The 15,846-nt window shown below is 45.4% G+C and carries 11 protein-coding genes; 1 reads left to right on the top strand and 10 read right to left on the bottom strand.

Annotated elements, in window-relative coordinates:
- Positions 1-57: 57 nt before the first annotated feature.
- Positions 58-1,287, bottom strand: a complete 1,230-nt coding sequence (locus tag C8D98_RS01280; protein WP_165871142.1) for an EAL and HDOD domain-containing protein — start codon at positions 1,285-1,287, stop codon at positions 58-60.
- A gap of 90 nt (positions 1,288-1,377) precedes the next feature.
- Here C8D98_RS01280 and C8D98_RS01275 point away from each other — a divergent pair, with 90 nt between their 5' ends.
- Positions 1,378-2,445 carry a DUF362 domain-containing protein gene (locus C8D98_RS01275; protein ID WP_132871304.1) on the top strand — a complete coding sequence of 356 codons (1,068 nt, stop codon included), beginning with the start codon at positions 1,378-1,380 and terminating at the stop codon, positions 2,443-2,445.
- On the opposite strand, the gene C8D98_RS01270 is transcribed toward C8D98_RS01275, so the two are convergent.
- The 9 genes from C8D98_RS01270 to dnaN are packed head-to-tail and all read right to left on the bottom strand — an operon-like array spanning position 2,442 to position 15,588.
- Complete coding sequence (locus C8D98_RS01270) at positions 2,442-4,040, bottom strand: hypothetical protein (protein ID WP_165871141.1); 1,599 nt, start codon at positions 4,038-4,040, stop codon at positions 2,442-2,444. The genes C8D98_RS01275 and C8D98_RS01270 overlap by 4 nt on opposite strands.
- Complete coding sequence (gene rsmG / locus C8D98_RS01265; RefSeq protein WP_132871301.1) at positions 3,964-4,581, bottom strand: 16S rRNA (guanine(527)-N(7))-methyltransferase RsmG; 618 nt, start codon at positions 4,579-4,581, stop codon at positions 3,964-3,966. The genes C8D98_RS01270 and rsmG overlap by 77 nt, the downstream gene beginning before the upstream one ends.
- Positions 4,578-6,437, bottom strand: a complete 1,860-nt coding sequence (gene mnmG, locus C8D98_RS01260) for a tRNA uridine-5-carboxymethylaminomethyl(34) synthesis enzyme MnmG (RefSeq protein ID WP_132871300.1) — start codon at positions 6,435-6,437, stop codon at positions 4,578-4,580. Before mnmG ends, rsmG begins: the two co-directional genes overlap by 4 nt.
- A 51-nt stretch (positions 6,438-6,488) precedes the next feature.
- Positions 6,489-7,811 (bottom strand): tRNA uridine-5-carboxymethylaminomethyl(34) synthesis GTPase MnmE, encoded by a 1,323-nt coding sequence (gene mnmE, locus C8D98_RS01255; RefSeq protein ID WP_132871298.1) that lies wholly within the window; start codon positions 7,809-7,811, stop codon positions 6,489-6,491.
- Between the two features lie 4 nt (positions 7,812-7,815).
- Positions 7,816-8,661 carry a bifunctional methylenetetrahydrofolate dehydrogenase/methenyltetrahydrofolate cyclohydrolase FolD gene (gene folD / locus C8D98_RS01250; RefSeq protein ID WP_132871296.1) on the bottom strand — a complete coding sequence of 282 codons (846 nt, stop codon included), beginning with the start codon at positions 8,659-8,661 and terminating at the stop codon, positions 7,816-7,818.
- Positions 8,594-11,083, bottom strand: coding sequence for a DNA gyrase subunit A (gene gyrA, locus C8D98_RS01245; protein ID WP_132871295.1), 2,490 nt, complete (start codon positions 11,081-11,083; stop codon positions 8,594-8,596). Before gyrA ends, folD begins: the two co-directional genes overlap by 68 nt.
- Positions 11,084-11,091: 8 nt before the next feature.
- The gene (gene gyrB / locus C8D98_RS01240; protein ID WP_132871293.1) at positions 11,092-13,470 is read right to left on the bottom strand and encodes a DNA topoisomerase (ATP-hydrolyzing) subunit B; all 2,379 of its coding nucleotides are present in this window, start codon (positions 13,468-13,470) and stop codon (positions 11,092-11,094) included.
- On the bottom strand, positions 13,451-14,482 hold the full coding sequence (recF, locus tag C8D98_RS01235) for a DNA replication/repair protein RecF (protein ID WP_132871292.1): 1,032 nt from the start codon (positions 14,480-14,482) through the stop codon (positions 13,451-13,453). The genes gyrB and recF overlap by 20 nt, the downstream gene beginning before the upstream one ends.
- The gene (gene dnaN, locus C8D98_RS01230) at positions 14,482-15,588 is read right to left on the bottom strand and encodes a DNA polymerase III subunit beta (protein ID WP_132871290.1); all 1,107 of its coding nucleotides are present in this window, start codon (positions 15,586-15,588) and stop codon (positions 14,482-14,484) included. Before dnaN ends, recF begins: the two co-directional genes overlap by 1 nt.
- Between the last annotated feature and the right edge of the window lie 258 nt (positions 15,589-15,846).

Raw genomic sequence — 15,846 nt, 5'->3', positions numbered from 1 at the left:
ATATTTGCAAATATTAACAGGTTCGTCAACACAATCTTTAAGTATCCGCAAATACAGCTACTTTGCGAAGCTGTCCGTCCAGTCGTAACACTCCATCATTATACGGTTGAAGTCTTCAAAACTGATCTTGAGTATACCGAAGCAGTCCACCAGTTCGCACACGTCATCGCTCTCAAAGCATTTAACTGTTTTAAGCAGCAGACCAAGCTCTCCCCTGTGTTCCGTAACAGCCAGTTTTATCTCGTCGTCAACGTTAAACTCGTTCATGACCTCTCTTATATCTCTGTTGAATATTGCGTCCAGCAGAGACATCAGACCCACCATAAAGGCGCTGTCCGATTTGTTACCTATTACCTTGCTTGTCTGACAGAGCATCTCCATTGTTTTCCCCCTCAACTGCGCAGTTTCCAGAAGCGGATTATTGAAGGTGTCACTTTTCGGATCAGCATACAGCATCAGATAGAGCCATTTTGTCAGATTCGCACGGCCGAGCATGGCCATTGCATGTTTTATGGATGTGATTGTTCCTTTTGTAAAAAAGGCTGATGAGTTCATGAATTTCAACAGGTTTATATACAGCTCCGGATAGTGCTTTATGACCTTTTCAAGCTCGGTTGCCTCCGCATCACCCCTGAGCATGTTGATAAGCTGAATTATTGCCGCCTTAGAAGGGTCAACAGACTTTTGGGACATAACAACCGGCTTTGCAAAGAAATATCCCTGAAAAAGATCGAAACCAAGCCCTTTGCACTTTTCAAAGTCTTCGTTTGTCTCAACCTTCTCCGCAAGCATTTTTGCTTTCAATCCTTTGATAATACTTACATTCTTTTCCAGCGTGTTCTTGTCCGCCAGCATGTAGTCAACCTTGATATAGTGCACCATGGGGATGAGCTCTCTGTATCTGTCAAAGTAGTCCTTTGTAAACTCAAGATCATCCATGGCAAAAACATATCCTTTTGATATGTAATACTTTATCTTATCAAGAAGCTGTCTTGAAAGCTTTGTGGTCTCCAGCACTTCAATAACAAAAAGCTCCTTTGGCAAAAGGTCAATGGCACCGTCCATAATAAGGCTTTCATCGGTGTTGATAAATCCCTTCTTGCCTCCTAGCAGTCTCTCGATGCCGAAGTTCTGGAGCATGTTAATAAGCACTCTTGCCGTGGCAGAAGTATTGTCCGTAACAGCCGCAGAGGCACTGGAACCATGGCTCCTGAAGAGCAGTTCATATGCATAAATGCGGCCTCTGTCATCAAGTATCGGCTGACGTCCTATATAGAAATCACTCATCATGTCTCCGGTTTCGAACTGCTATTATCCAATATTATTGGAATAACGCTAACACTTATTATATAATATACCATTTTCAGGAGGTAGTTTATGCAGTCTGAAGTTTATTTTTCCTCTATTGACAGTAAAAAGCATAAATCCCCGCTATTCAAAATTTCAAAGCTGCTGAACAGATGCGAACCGTCATCAGTATTTTCGGCAGGAGAACTTATAGCTGTTAAAACCCATTTTGGCGAACTTGGCAATACAGCTTTTATTAGGCCAGTTTTTCTGAGGCCTGTGCTTGAGATGCTCAACAAACTTGAAGCAAAGCCTTTTCTCACTGACACCAACACTTTATATGTCGGCATGCGTACTAATTCAGTCGATCATCTTCACAACGCGACCCTTAACGGCTTCAATTATTCCACACTACAGGTTCCCGTCATTATAGCAGACGGGCTCAGAGGCGACAATTCAACTGAGGTTCCGATCGATGGGGAACTTCTCAAATCCGTTAAGCTTGCTTCTGAAATAGTGTCCGCCGACGGAATGCTTGTGGTTTCCCATTTCAAAGGACATGAGGTAACAGGGTTCGGCGGTGCTATAAAGAACATATCCATGGGATGTTCCTGCCGTCAGGGTAAGCTGGATATGCATTCTGATTCCCGCCCCTTCGTTAAAGCCGACCTCTGCACTGCCTGCGGGCGCTGTCTGCTTTTCTGCGCTTCTAAGGCTATTGATATCAACCCTAAAGCCTGCATAAACGACAAATGCACCGGATGCGCCATGTGCATCAGTGTGTGCCCCCACGGAGCAATCCAGATAAACTGGAACGCATCATCCGCAACAACTCAGAAAAAGATGGCGGAATACGCAAAGGGTGTTTTCAACGCACTTGACAGTAAACTTATCTTTCTGACTGTGATCCTCTCTGTTTCCCCTGCCTGCGACTGCTACCCCGGCAACGACAGACCTGTAGTCTCCGATATAGGCTTTGCGGCATCAAAAGACCCTGTGGCTCTGGACAAAGCCTGCCACGATCTGGTCATTAAGGCTTACGGAGGGAAGGATCCTTTTAAAGAGAAATATCCGGATGTTGATTCGACAGTTCAGCTGGCCCATGCCGAAAAGCTCGGCATAGGCACAACTGACTATAAACTGATTGAAATAGATTAATTTTCCATTTTTGTGAGCTTGCCGCCTCCTATGATGCGGTAAGCTCCTGCCTCTCTTTTAACGCTGCCCTTCTGAACCTCTTTAATACTTGAGAGATATTCATTTCCGGCGGAGGGGTTTCTGTTCTTCTCTATGAACTGTATAAAATCATGACCTATGAAATCGCTTATCACAGGCGCCTTGTTGAAATCCTTTGTGAAGTCTGCGGCAAAAGTTTCGGCCGCGGCACTTTCAGAAACCACAAGGTCTGTAACAACATATGTGTTCTTTGCAAACTCACCGTATTCTCCGGTGACATATTTCTTGCTTACAGTATCAACAGCGTTAACGATAACTGTTTTGTCGGGTCTGGGAGAGTAATATTTCAGGAATGGGAGCACCTTGAGTACCTGCTCCTGTGTTCCGCTGATAACATATGACAGCGGCTGACCGCCCGCTTTATTCTTAAACTCCCTCATGCGACCCTGAAAATCCTTCTCCTGTATGTTGAAGAGCATGAATTGAGCCGTTCCTTTAAAAGAATCTGCAATCTCAGCCGCAGTATCTTTAAAGCCTTCGGAGTAGCCCAGCACAATGAGCTTTGCGCCCATTGTAACTGCCAGTTCACAGGCCTTTTTCATATTCTCTTTTCTGCCTGCCGCAAAGCTGTATGTGGTACCGTTACTTGTTATTGTTGCAGAGCCGGCATCGATAACATAGTCGTAGTAGCTTTTGTCACCTTTGAAATCCAGTTCGACGCTGACCTTCTGCCTGCTTATGGTGTAGAGCATAGCTTCCACTATCTCAGGATTCTGAAAGCTGTTCAGGACGTTTACAACAACTTTGCCCCTTGTTCCGGCAGGCTGTTTGACGGGCTGTTCCTTGACAGGTTCAGGTATTATCTCAGGTGTGGGGGCAGGTTCAGCGGGTTGAACCGCAGGTTTTTCCTCTGCAACTCTGGGTGCCATAGCTGTTTTGGGTGCCTCAGGCAGAATAACAACCGGTGCGGAAGGGGAGGGCACCACTACGGGCACGGCCGCCACTGCGGTGACAGAAGGAACTGCCTTGACAACGGGTTTCAGGTCAAAAACAGATTCAGGCTTCTTGTCGGGCACTGTTCTGTTAATGCATGCCTTAACGTTTTCGCTGTCTATGTTCAGTTTCTCCTGAGAGCAGTAGATCCTGAAAGCCTTATCCGCCTTATCGTCCAGTGTCTCTTTTGCAAGATATTCTTTTTCTATCTTAACGATATCATCGTCTTTACTTTTCAGAGCTGCATCATACACCCACAGGTGGGCGTTGATACGCATAAATCTGTCAAAATAACTGTCGTCCAGATTTTCTTTCAGAAGCTTATAACCTCTGTCAAGCTCGCCCTGTCTGACATAGTGCCTGCCCAGAATAACTCCTGCGTTCTTTGCCGCACCCTTATCCGCACTGATAAGAAGCTCTTTCAGCTTCCATATATCAGTGGAGTTAAGATCCTTAACCGCATAGTATTCACGGTTGAATATAACAAGCTCATCAGCGGCATATGCGCTAAAACAGCCTGCTGTCATCATCAGAATTAAAAAGAACAGTGTATGTCCTCTGAATCGGCGTGTCATATCTGACATTTTCCCACTCCAAATGTTTTTTCACTATTATTATCTTTGATGCGTGCAGTTCGGCCTCGGCGTTCTCACCTTTGTAAAGAACCCATACAGTCTTTTTGTCCGCAAGTTTTTCAGTGTATTTAAGTATTTCAGCAGTTTTGGCAACACCCCTTGAAAGGATGGTGGCAAATTTCCTGTCCTTTATATTTTCGGCTCTGGACACAATAACTTCAACATTATTAAGTCCGAGCTCTCTGGCGGCATCTTCAACGAACTTGCACTTCTTCGCAATGCTGTCCACCAGAGTGAATTTTATGTGAGGATACATTATCGCCAGTATTATGCCGGGAAAGCCGCCTCCGGTTCCTATATCGCAAACGGGCGACTTAAGGATGCGCTGTCTCTCTGTAAAAAGCAGAAAACTGTCCAGCACGTGCTTTCTGTAGAAATCCTCTTTATCTTTAATGGCGGTAACATTCAATACTGCATTGACATGTATGTTGTAAAATTGTTCTATCTTTGCCAGTTGGCTTTCGCTGAACCTGAAATACTGTTCAATCATTTTTTCCCTGCTATATAAACGTGTAAAAGCGAAACTGCGGCAGGGGTCATACCTTGAATCCTTCCTGCCTGCCCCAGCGTTTCGGGGCGGATCGCTTTCAGTTTATCCTTATATTCTTTGCGCAGTCCCTGAATGCTGTCAAAATCCATATCATCCGGAATGCGTATCTTTTCTATCTTGTCAAACTTATCTATCTCTTCCTGCTGTTTGTCCAGATATCCTTCATATTTGACGGCTATCTCAACCTGTTCAGCAACTCTGGGGTTTTCCACTCCGCCGAAAAGCAGTTTCAGTTTCTCGTAATCCATCTCAGGTCTTCTCAGAAGCTCTTTGGCAGAAACACCTGTGCGTATCTGGAACCCGAACTGCTCCAGTGAGCTGTTGGTCTCCTTGTTAGGATTAACATTTATTCCTGAGATCCTTACAAGCTCCTGCTCAAACTCTGCTTTTTCTGCATTAAAGCGGTCATAGCGTGTTTTGCTGATGAGGCCGTAAGAATATCCTTTATCTATAAGGCGGAATTCCGCATTGTCCTCTCGCAGCCAGAGTCTGTATTCAGCTCTGGAACTGAACATCCTGTAAGGTTCGTCAACTCCCTTATTCACAAGGTCGTCACACATAACTCCGATATAGCTTTCATTCCTCTGCAAAATCATAGGCTCTTTGCCGTCGAAGGCGAGTACAGCGTTTATTCCCGCTACAAGCCCCTGTGCCGCTGCCTCCTCATATCCGCTGGTTCCGTTCAACTGTCCTGCAAAATATAAACCACTGATAAGTTTAGTTTCCAGCGTGGGTTTCAGAGCAGTAGGCTGAACAAAGTCATATTCAATTGCATAAGCCGGCCGAACAAACTCAACGTTTTCAAGGCCTTCAACGCTTCTGTACATCGCTATCTGAACATCGATAGGGAGCGACGATGAAAAGCCGTTTGCGTACCATTCTTTAGACCTCAGTCCTTCAGGTTCAAGGAAAATCTGATGGCGAGTCTTTTCGGGGAATTTCTTTACCTTATCCTCAATGGAAGGGCAATATCTGGGACCGACACCCTGAATCACACCTGCATAAAGGGGTGAGCGGTGCATATTCTCTCTGATTATTTCGTGGGTTCTTTCATTAGTATAGGTTATCCAGCATGGTACCTGAGGAAGAGTTATCTCTTTGGTTTCAAAAGAGAAGGGGGGAGGGGGCGTATCGCCGCCCTGTGCTTCAAGTTTTGAAAAGTCTATAGTATTGACATCCAATCTGGCCGGAGTGCCCGTTTTCAGCCTTTTAGTCTCAAATCCTATTCTATGGAGCGAGTGGACAAGTTCGATTGATGCAAACTCATTCATTCTGCCTGCTGAGTAGTTCTTATCTCCGATGTGGATAAGCCCTTTAAGGAAAGTTCCTGTTGTCAGAATGACCTTTTCAGACCTGTAGAGCATTCCTGTGTCGCTGATAACACCGCAAACTTTTCCATTCTCAGCAGAAACTTCATGTACCATACCCTGTTTCAGGTCGAGCATGGGTTCCTGCATGATAACCTCAAGCATTCTCTGGCGATAAAGCTCTTTATCCGCCTGCGCACGGCTGCTTCTGACTGCAGGTCCTTTCTTCATATTCAATATTCTGAACTGAATTCCGGTCGCATCTATATTCTTCGCCATCTCACCGCCAAGGGCATCAATATCTTTAACAATATTTCCCTTAGCCAGCCCGCCGATGGCAGGGTTACAGCTCATTTGCGCCAGAGACTCCACAGAAATTGTAAAAAGGAGCGTTTTAGCTCCCATTCTGGCTGAGGCCAATGCCGCCTCACAGCCTGCGTGTCCAGCACCAACAACAATAACATCATACGTTTTGTCATAAACTAACATTGTCCACCACGGTCAGCTGATGTTTCACGTGAAACAATCAACTTATCCACATTATTTTCCAATACAAAAGTTATTGAAGATATTGGTAAGAATATCTTCTGTATATGAAAGCCCCGTTATCTCCGAAAGGAGACGAAGAGAACTGTTCAGTTCGTACTCAAATATATCAAAATTAATCTCTGTCTCTCCAGATAGCCTTTCAACCGTATCAAGGATTCGTACAAAATATCCTCTCTGGCGTGCTGTAACCATTACAGCCTTGCCAAATCTGTCAGCATCAGCCACGCTGACAAGTCCTGCACAGATATTCAGAAGCTCCGGCATACCGTTTCCGTCTTTCACAGACACCATGCAATCATATTCGACACCCTGAATCTGCACGGGACAATCGGACTTATTAACAACAACCAGTCTTTTAAGCCCAATTGTGCTCTCAAGAACAGCTCTGTCCTCATCGTCAAGAGGTTCGGAACCGTCCAGAAGCACCAGAACAAGGTCAGCATCACGGATAACCTCACCTGTGCGTATTATTCCCGCCTGCTCAACAGCATCAGATGTTGTGCGAAGCCCTGCTGTATCCACAAGACTTACCGGAATCCCGTTCAGAACAAAGCTGGACTCAATATAGTCCCGTGTAGTACCCGCCACATCGGACACTATGGCTCTGTCCTCTTTCAGCAGATAGTTCATGAGGGATGATTTTCCTGTGTTAGGTTTCCCTGCGATGGCTATTCTGTAGCCGTCACGCATTATCCTGTGGCTGTCATATGAAGACAGAATGCCTTTCAGTTCCGCTTTCAGCAGTTCAAGGTTCTCAAACACTATCCTTGCATGGGCATCCTCAATATCTTCCTCAGGAAAATCGATATGTGCCTCAATAATTGTCAGAGCATTGATAAACAGGTCTTTTATATACTCTATCTCTTTGCGCATGGAGCCTTTAAGCTGTTGATAAGAATAGTCTATGCCCTGAAGGGTCTTTGAAGAGATAAGCTCGGCAACGGATTCGGCCTGTGTCAGATCCATTTTGCCGTTCAGGAAAGCTCTTTTAGTGAACTCACCGGGTTCGGCGGTTACAAAGCCTATTTCTTCAAAATCCTTGAATGCTTCTGCGACTATAAGCGGGTTGCCGTGGAAAGATATTTCAACAACATCCTCGCCTGTATAAGAGTTAGGAGCCTTGAAAAATACAGCGAGAACGTCATCAGTGACACGCCCCTGATATTTAAGGTTATAAACATGACGGGGCTGGATACTTTCGGTATCCGCCCCGTTTAAAAGTTTAAATACGTCAACGGCTTTGTCCCCCGAAATCCGTACGGCAATAATTGCAGAAGAGATCAACGGGCTAATAGCCGCATAAATGGTGTTCATATTATTAAAGTGTAGCCTCGAAAGCCTTCATTGTGTTGGCGAGAAGCATTGCGATGGTCATGGGGCCCACACCGCCGGGAACGGGCGTTATATAGCTGGCTTTTTTTGCCACCTCTTCATACGCAACGTCGCCCACAAGCTTGTCGTCCACTCTGTTGATACCTACGTCGATAACAACTGCGCCCTCTTTAACAAAATCTGCAGTAACAAACTCAGGCTTGCCTATCGCCGCAACAATTATGTCGGCCTGACGGCATATGCCTGCGATATCTTTTGTTTTGGAGTGGCATACAGTAACAGTGCAGTTAGCTTTTATAAGCAGAGAGGTCATGGGTTTACCCACGATGTTGCTTCTGCCTATAACAACTGCATTTTTGCCGGTTGTGTCTATGCCGTATTCCTCAAAGAACTTCATACATCCGTAGGGAGTACAGGGGAAGAGAGTCTCTTCGCCGATGTTCATAAGACCCACGTTGAAGGGATGGAAACCGTCCACATCCTTCTCTGGTTTGATAGCATAAAGTATCTTCTTCTCGTCTATCTGCTTGGGCAGAGGAAGCTGAACGAGGATACCGTTGATTGTATCATCATTATTATACTCGTTAACCACTGCCAGAAGCTCTTCCGTGGTGGTTTCGGCGGGCATCCTGTTCACTATGGATTTGTAGCCTGCCTCTTCACACGCCTTGTTCTTCATTCTCACATAAACCTGGCTGGCGGGGTCTTCACCCACCAGAACCACGGCCAGACCGGGAACTCTGCCCGATTTAGCCTTGTATCCGTCAACCTTCTGTTTCAGCTCCGCTCTCACCTTCGCTGCCAGAATCTTCCCGTCCATCACTGTTGCCATTATCCTGTCCCTCCTTTACTACCGCAAAAGATATAATCTCGTTGTCCTCTTCGATATCCATAAGTTTGACACCCATTGTGTCACGTCCCATTGTGGATATGCCTGCGACATCTATTCTGATTGTTTTTCCTGACTTGGTTATCAGCATTACCTCATCGCCGGGGCGAACCTGCTTGGCTCCGCATACATAGCCTGTTTTGGGGCTTACTCTGCAAAGTTTAACGCCTTTTCCGCCTCTGGTCTGAACTCTGTATTCCTCTCTTTCGGTGAGCTTGCCGTAGCCGCCCGCAGTTACAGAGAGAATATAAGGATCTCCTGTGAGAACTTCCATAGAAACAACGTAGTCTCTGAGTTCAAGGGTCATGCCTCTGACGCCTGTTGCGCTTCTTCCCATAGAACGGACATCCTGAGATGAAAACTGAATGGTTTTTCCGTCTCTGCTGGTGAAGATAACGTGGTCTTCGTCAGTTGTAATGTCTGCGGCGATGATCTCGTCACCGTCACGCATTTTGATAGCTACGATCCCGCTTCTGCCGCTTGAGAACTCATCGAGGCTTGTTTTCTTGGCTACGCCGTCTTTTGTGGCGAAGAACAGATACTTGCCTTCAATGTCTGCAGGCAGGGGGAGCACGCTTGCGATCTTCTCTTCAGGCTCAAGGGTCAGAAGGTTCGAAATATGTCTGCCTTTCGCCTCTTTAAGCGCTTCGGGCAGGTTGTAGACCTTCAGATAATGAACCTTGCCTGTGTTTGTAAAGAACATCAGGCGTGTATGATTTGTGGTCACGATTATCCTTTCAATGAAGTCCTCTTCCTTGCTGCCGGCTCCGGTCTTACCTTTGCCGCCCCTTCTCTGTGATGTGAAGGAGTTGAGCAGGGTGCTCTTTATATAACCCTGATGTGACATTGTCACAACTTTCTCAGTGTTGGGAATAAGGTCTTCGTCTTCGAAATCCTGAACGTCAGCAGTTATTTCAGTGCGTCTCTCATCACCGTACTTAGCTTTCACTTCGTCCAGCTCTTCTTTGATAAGCGACATCATAACGTGTCTGTTGCCCAGAATGCTTCTGAAATATTCGATATCTTTAAGTGTGTTCTGATATTCTTCCTGAAGTTTTTCAATCTCAAGGCCTGTGAGTTTCTGCAGTCTCATCTCAAGGATGGACTGAGCCTGAATATCGGAGAATCCGAATTTTTCGCACAGATTTCTCTTAGCATCCGCTGTGTCTTTGGATGCTTTGATGGTCTTGATGACTTCATCAATGTTTTCAACGGCTTTGATCAGACCTTCCAAGATATGAAGTCTGTCTTCAGCCTTTTTAAGCAGGAATCTGGTTCTGCGGGTAACCACTGTCACCCTGTGTTTGATGAACTCCTGCAGAATGCGCATAAGTGAGAGTGTGTGGGGCTTTCCGTCCACCAGAGCAACCATGTTGAAACCGAAAGAGGTCTGCATCTGAGTGAATTTATAAAGCCTGTTGAGCACAACATCCACGTTTTCGCCTTTGCGAAGCTCGATTACAACCCTGATACCGTCCTTGTCGGATTCGTCACGAAGGTCAGTGATTCCCGTTATCTTCTTCTCCTGAACAAGTTCTGCGATCTTCTCTATCATTGAGGCCTTGTTAACCTGATAGGGGATCTCACGAACGATTATCACAGGCTTGCCGGATTTAGTCTCTTCAATAACGATCCTTGAGCGGATGGTGATTGAGCCTCGTCCGGTTCTGTAGGCATTCATAATGTCTTTTTTGCCCATGATAAGGCCGTATGTAGGGAAGTCGGGGCCTTTAACTATTCCGAGGATATCCTCTTCAGTATAGTTTTCGTTGTCTATCATGAAGTCAAGAGCGGTAATAATCTCAGTTATGTTGTGGGGAGGAATGTTTGTAGCCATACCCACCGCAATACCGCTGGTTCCGTTTATAAGCAGAGTAGGGACACGGGTGGGGAGAACAACGGGTTCGTCAAGGGAGCCGTCGTAGTTGGGGGAGAAGTCCACCGTGTCTTTGTCGAGATCGGAAAGAAGCTCGTCGGCTATCTTTGAGAGCCTTACCTCGGTATATCTCATTGCCGCTGCACTGTCGCCGTCAACGGAACCGAAGTTACCCTGACCGTCAACAAGGGGATATCTCAGCGAGAAATCCTGTGCCATACGCACAAGAGTATCATAAACCGCACTGTCGCCGTGGGGGTGATACTTACCGATAACGTCACCCACGATACGGGCTGATTTTTTATAGGGTTTGTTGTATTCAACTCCCATTTCGCTCATGGAGTAGAGCACACGGCGGTGGACGGGTTTCAGACCGTCACGAACGTCCGGAAGCGCCCTGCCCACGATAACGCTCATAGCATAATCAAGGTAGCTGTTTTTTACGGAATCCTCTATCGATATTCCGACAATACGTTTTTTATCTTCCATTAATACACCTAGACATCCAGATTTCTGACATTAAGAGCGTTATTCTCTATGAACTCCCTTCTGGGTGCAACAACATCACCCATCAGCAGGGTGAAAAGTTCGCTTGCAACCTCGGCATCCTCGATACGCACCTGATAAAGAGTACGTCTTTCGGGGTCGACTGTGGTTTCCCAGAGCTGTTCGGGGTTCATCTCACCAAGACCTTTATATCGCTGGATATTAAGACCTTTTTTGCCCCTCTGCTCTATGAAGCTTACAAACTCGGTGAGTGTTTCAAAGGTTTTCATATCCTCGCCGACTTTAATTCTGTAGGGCGCATCGCCGATCTCTTTAAGGAACATTCCCAGACGGCGAAGTTCTCTGAATTCGGGCGTTGCCAGAAGCTCAGTGTTGATTGCCAGAAGCTGTGAATTGCTCTCAAGAGTGATATTATATCTTCCGAACTCAGGGTTAAAGTTAATGCCTGTATTGATATACTTGGTCAGTGAGCCGTTGTCCTGAAGCTTTTTATAGATGCCTCTGACAAAATCCTCGTTTTCGAGTTTCGTATAGTCAAGTTCGTCATACACAGCAAGTGTTTTGATAAGTCTTCTCTCAAAACCCTTTCTTTCATATTTGCTCACCATACGGTTCACTTTAATGAGGTTTATAAGAAGCTCTTTATATCTGTTGCGGTTGACGCCCTGAATCTCAACATCCTCAAGACCGAGATCGAGCAGATAGTCCTCCATCTCGTCCTCGTTCTGGATATATCTCTCGCTTTTGCCCTTTTTGACCTTGTAAAGAGGGGGAGCGGCCATATAGAGGTATCCCCGCTCGATTATCTGTCTCATGTAGCGGAAAAAGAAGGTCATAAGCAGAGTTGAAATGTGCGCACCGTCCACGTCGGCATCGGTCATAATGATGACTTTGTGGTAACGGAGCTTTTCTATGTTGAAATCCTTATCGCCGATGCTTGTTCCCAGAGCGGTGATAAGAGTTCTTATCTCTGCACTGGAGAGCAGTTTATCGAAACGTGCCTTCTCAACGTTAAGTATCTTACCCTTAAGGGGGAGTATCGCCTGAGTACGTCTATCGCGGCACTGTTTTGCAGAACCACCCGCAGAATCACCCTCGACAAGGAAGAGTTCCGAGTTTGCGGGATCCTTTTCCTGACAGTCTGCGAGTTTTCCGGGAAGGGTTGAAACCTCCAGAACGTTCTTGCGTCTGGTGAGTTCCTTCGCCTTTCTTGCGGCCTCTCTGGCTCTGAACGCCTGAAGTGCTTTATCGAGTATCTTTTTGACAATGTTAGGGTTCTCTTCGAAGAAATCCTGAAGGAATTTACTCATTATAGATTCAACGGCGTTTCTTGCGGAGCTTGAGCCCAGTTTTGTCTTTGTCTGTCCTTCGAAAACAGGTTCGTTAAGACGGACGGATATTATTGCGGACATACCCTCACGGATATCGTCCCCGGTGAGTGTTATCTTCTCTTTTATGAGGTTGTACTTGTTGACAAAGTTGTTGAAAACTTTTGTATAAGCTGCCTTAAAGCCCGCCTCATGGGTACCTCCCTCCTCTGTGTGGATATTGTTGACATATGAGTAGAGGGATTCGACATAGCTGTCGTTATAAAGAATTGCGAACTCGACGGATATACGGTCATCAGTCATTTCCATGTGATATATGGGTTCGTCAAGTATAAGTGTTTTAGCCTTGTTCAGGAACTTGATATAGCTGACAATTCCGCCCTCGGCGTGATAATCGTTCGACTGGTCAAAACGCTCATCGCTGACCTTGATGCGCAGACCGCTGTTAAGGAAAGCAAGCTCACGAAGGCGTCTGGAGAGTGTTTCATATGAGAAATCCAGAGTTTCAAATATCTGGAAATCAGGCTTGAACGTTATCTTCGTACCTTTCTTGTCTGTGTCGCCCACACGCTTGAACTCTGTGACAGGTTTTCCACGTTCGTATCTCTGAAAGTAAACCCCGCCCTCTCTGCGGACTGTTACCTCAAGAAACTCACTGAGTGCGTTTACAACTGAAACGCCCACTCCGTGGAGACCGCCGGATGCGAAATATGATCCGCTGTCGAACTTACCGCCTGCGTGGAGAACCGTCATAACCACCTCGACAGTGGGTTTGCCGGCTGTGGGGTGCATACCCACGGGAATACCACGGCCATCATCCTCAACAGTAACGGAACCGTCTATGTGGATAATTACGTTGATGTTACTACAATACCCTGCTGAGGCCTCGTCGATGGAGTTATCAACAACCTCGTACACCAGGTGGTGCAGACCCCTTGAGCCCACCGAACCGATGTACATACCCGGACGCTGACGGACAGCCTCCAGACCTTCGAGCACTCGGATACTGTCTTCACTGTAATTATTGGGAGTGTTCGTCATTTTTCACCTGTATCCTTATTGAATGTAAATCAGAAAAGTAGTGATTTCTGACCCCTGTAATAAAAACCTGAGAGCTGGACGAGAACATTTCAAATACTCTCCTGATGCGGTTTTCGTCGAGTCCCGCTTCAAAATCGTCCAAGAAGGTTATTATATCATTTCTGCCGTTTTCTTCAAGCACTTTAAGCCCTGCAGCCAGTGTCAGAAGCACAAATGTCTTCTTCTGACCGAATGACGAAAACCTGTCATAAATGCGGCCTTCAGACAGACAATAGAGCTTGTCTCTGGAGCAGCCGTAAACCACACGCCTGTCATCAATTTCTTTGCTAAGTATCTCAGGGCGGAAAGTGTTTGTCCTCAGATCAAGGAGAAAACCGTCGTTATCCTTCAGAAGGGAATAATAGCCTTTAAGAAGCTCGTTAATACGAATCACGGCATTCTGCCTTGCCGAGGTCACTTTTTTCGAAATATCCACAATTCTGTCGTTCAGAGAGTCTATATAGAGCACGTCAGGTCTGTCCTTTTTCAGCTCTGCGGATTTCATTGAGTTCAGATGCTTCATGTCAGTCAGCCGGTCAAAATGTGAGATATCAAGCTGGAAGGCAACCCTGTCGACAAATTTGCGTCTGTCGTCCTGATCATCTGCTGCAATCTGCCTGAATTCCGGTGAATAGCAGACCACAGGATGATCCAGAAGATACTTCGTTTTCAGGTTTATCTTTCCTGTGTCGTCCCGCAGTTCTGCCTTTGTGTCGTAATGATACCGGAGAATTCTGCTGTCAGGTTCTATTCCGCATTTTGCTGAGATGTCCAGAAAAGGCATGCTGAAACTGATCGCACGGTTAACAGGCTGAGGGCGGAAGCTTTTTAGATTGAACAGAATATAAAGGGCTTCAATGACAGAGGTCTTGCCGCTGCCGTTGTCGCCCTGAATGTAGTTATATTTCTGAAAACTGAAAACCGAATCCCTGTGGTTTCTGAAATTAACGAGTCTGACCCGTTGTGTGTACATCAGAACCTGTTGATAGAGATGGGAACCACAAGGTATTTATAGTCACCGCCGTCCGGAAGAATGACGGCAGGGTTTCTGTCGCCTATCATCTGGAGGATGAAATAGTCGGTGTCTATGTTGTTTATCATCTCCACCATGTGCTTGGAGTTGAAAATGATGTCTATGGGATTTCCTTTGTATTCGTAATCCTCGACAGTTTCGTTACCTGCTCCGTATTCGGTCTCAAGGCTGTAAAGTGTCAGGCTGTCGTCTTTAAATGAGAGAACAACGCCGTGGGTGACTTCACTTGTGATTGCGGATACACGTTTTATAACGTCGAGAAACTCGGAACGCTTAAGCTTTGCAGTAAGCGGAAATTCGTTAGAGAACAGTTTAGTGATGCTTTTGATATATTTCTCAATGAGTTTTGAATATATCTGAATGGTTCCTATTTTGAATATTATCTGCTTTCTGTCTGTGTCTATTTCGACATACTCGTCATGATCGAGGATTTTTATAAGTTCTACAACAGTCTTTCTGGGAATATTGATGATAAATTCATTTGCGTATTCATCGTCAAACATGAGACTGCTTGTGGCTATTCTCTGAAAATCTGCTGCAGATACTTCAAGCTTGTTTCCGTATACTGCCAGATGCGCTCCTGTGTATTCTATCTTGGATGCGTCTGTTGAGATACAGAAGCTTGTCTTTTTTATGAGTTCAAGAAGGAGCTGGCTTTTAATCTTGAGGCTGTATTCAGGGGTGATCTCGGCCATTGTAGGAAATATCTCATGGCTGATAGTGGAAAGTTTGAAGTTTGACTTTCCTGCGCTGATATTTATCTTTGAGCCGTCAAAGAAGAAATCGATTACTGAACCGTCCGGTATCTCCTTTACGATATCAAGAAGCTTCTTACCGGATACGGTGGCGACACCAGTTGTCTCAACGCTTACGTCCAGCTTTCCTGAAAACCCAACCTGCATGTCCGTCGCTTTAAGCGTGACACCGTCCGCTTCAGCTTCGATCAATATATTTTGCAGAATTGTATTAAGGTTTTTAGGGCTCGTAAAGTTGTTCGCATATTGGATGAAGGGATAAATATCGTCCTTAACTGCCTTAAAACGCATAACCATTCCTCTTATTTTTATATTTTTTAAATATAGTCGTAGTAATAATAAGCTATTTGGAAATTGTTGACAAGCGATTTACGCTAAATTTGTCAAGGATTTTTGAATAAAGAATATTGTGGAAAACCTGATGTCTGTTTTCACTGTTTAACCAGTGCAGTGGTGATGTGAAATTTACAGAAATAAACATTGTGGATTAAATTATAACTTGTAAACACAGATAAACAATTTATAATCTGCTAAGATACAATAATTGGG

It is taken from the genome of Seleniivibrio woodruffii (genome assembly GCF_004339245.1).
In the GTDB taxonomy this organism is placed as follows: domain Bacteria; phylum Chrysiogenota; class Deferribacteres; order Deferribacterales; family Geovibrionaceae; genus Seleniivibrio; species Seleniivibrio woodruffii.
This window is presented reverse-complemented; position numbering and strand designations above follow the sequence as displayed.

What these genes read in the sequence shown, in the direction of transcription:
- gyrA (WP_132871295.1), bottom strand. Translation starts at nt 11,083, where the DNA reads ATGGAAGATAAAAAACGTATTGTCGGAATATCGATAGAGGATTCCGTA.
- gyrB (WP_132871293.1), bottom strand. Translation starts at nt 13,470, where the DNA reads ATGACGAACACTCCCAATAATTACAGTGAAGACAGTATCCGAGTGCTC.
- rsmG (WP_132871301.1), bottom strand. Translation starts at nt 4,581, where the DNA reads ATGATTGAACAGTATTTCAGGTTCAGCGAAAGCCAACTGGCAAAGATA.
- recF (WP_132871292.1), bottom strand. Translation starts at nt 14,482, where the DNA reads ATGTACACACAACGGGTCAGACTCGTTAATTTCAGAAACCACAGGGAT.
- mnmE (WP_132871298.1), bottom strand. Translation starts at nt 7,811, where the DNA reads ATGAACACCATTTATGCGGCTATTAGCCCGTTGATCTCTTCTGCAATT.
- dnaN (WP_132871290.1), bottom strand. Translation starts at nt 15,588, where the DNA reads ATGCGTTTTAAGGCAGTTAAGGACGATATTTATCCCTTCATCCAATAT.
- folD (WP_132871296.1), bottom strand. Translation starts at nt 8,661, where the DNA reads ATGGCAACAGTGATGGACGGGAAGATTCTGGCAGCGAAGGTGAGAGCG.
- C8D98_RS01280 (WP_165871142.1), bottom strand. Translation starts at nt 1,287, where the DNA reads ATGAGTGATTTCTATATAGGACGTCAGCCGATACTTGATGACAGAGGC.
- C8D98_RS01270 (WP_165871141.1), bottom strand. Translation starts at nt 4,040, where the DNA reads ATGTCAGATATGACACGCCGATTCAGAGGACATACACTGTTCTTTTTA.
- mnmG (WP_132871300.1), bottom strand. Translation starts at nt 6,437, where the DNA reads ATGTTAGTTTATGACAAAACGTATGATGTTATTGTTGTTGGTGCTGGA.
- C8D98_RS01275 (WP_132871304.1), top strand. Translation starts at nt 1,378, where the DNA reads ATGCAGTCTGAAGTTTATTTTTCCTCTATTGACAGTAAAAAGCATAAA.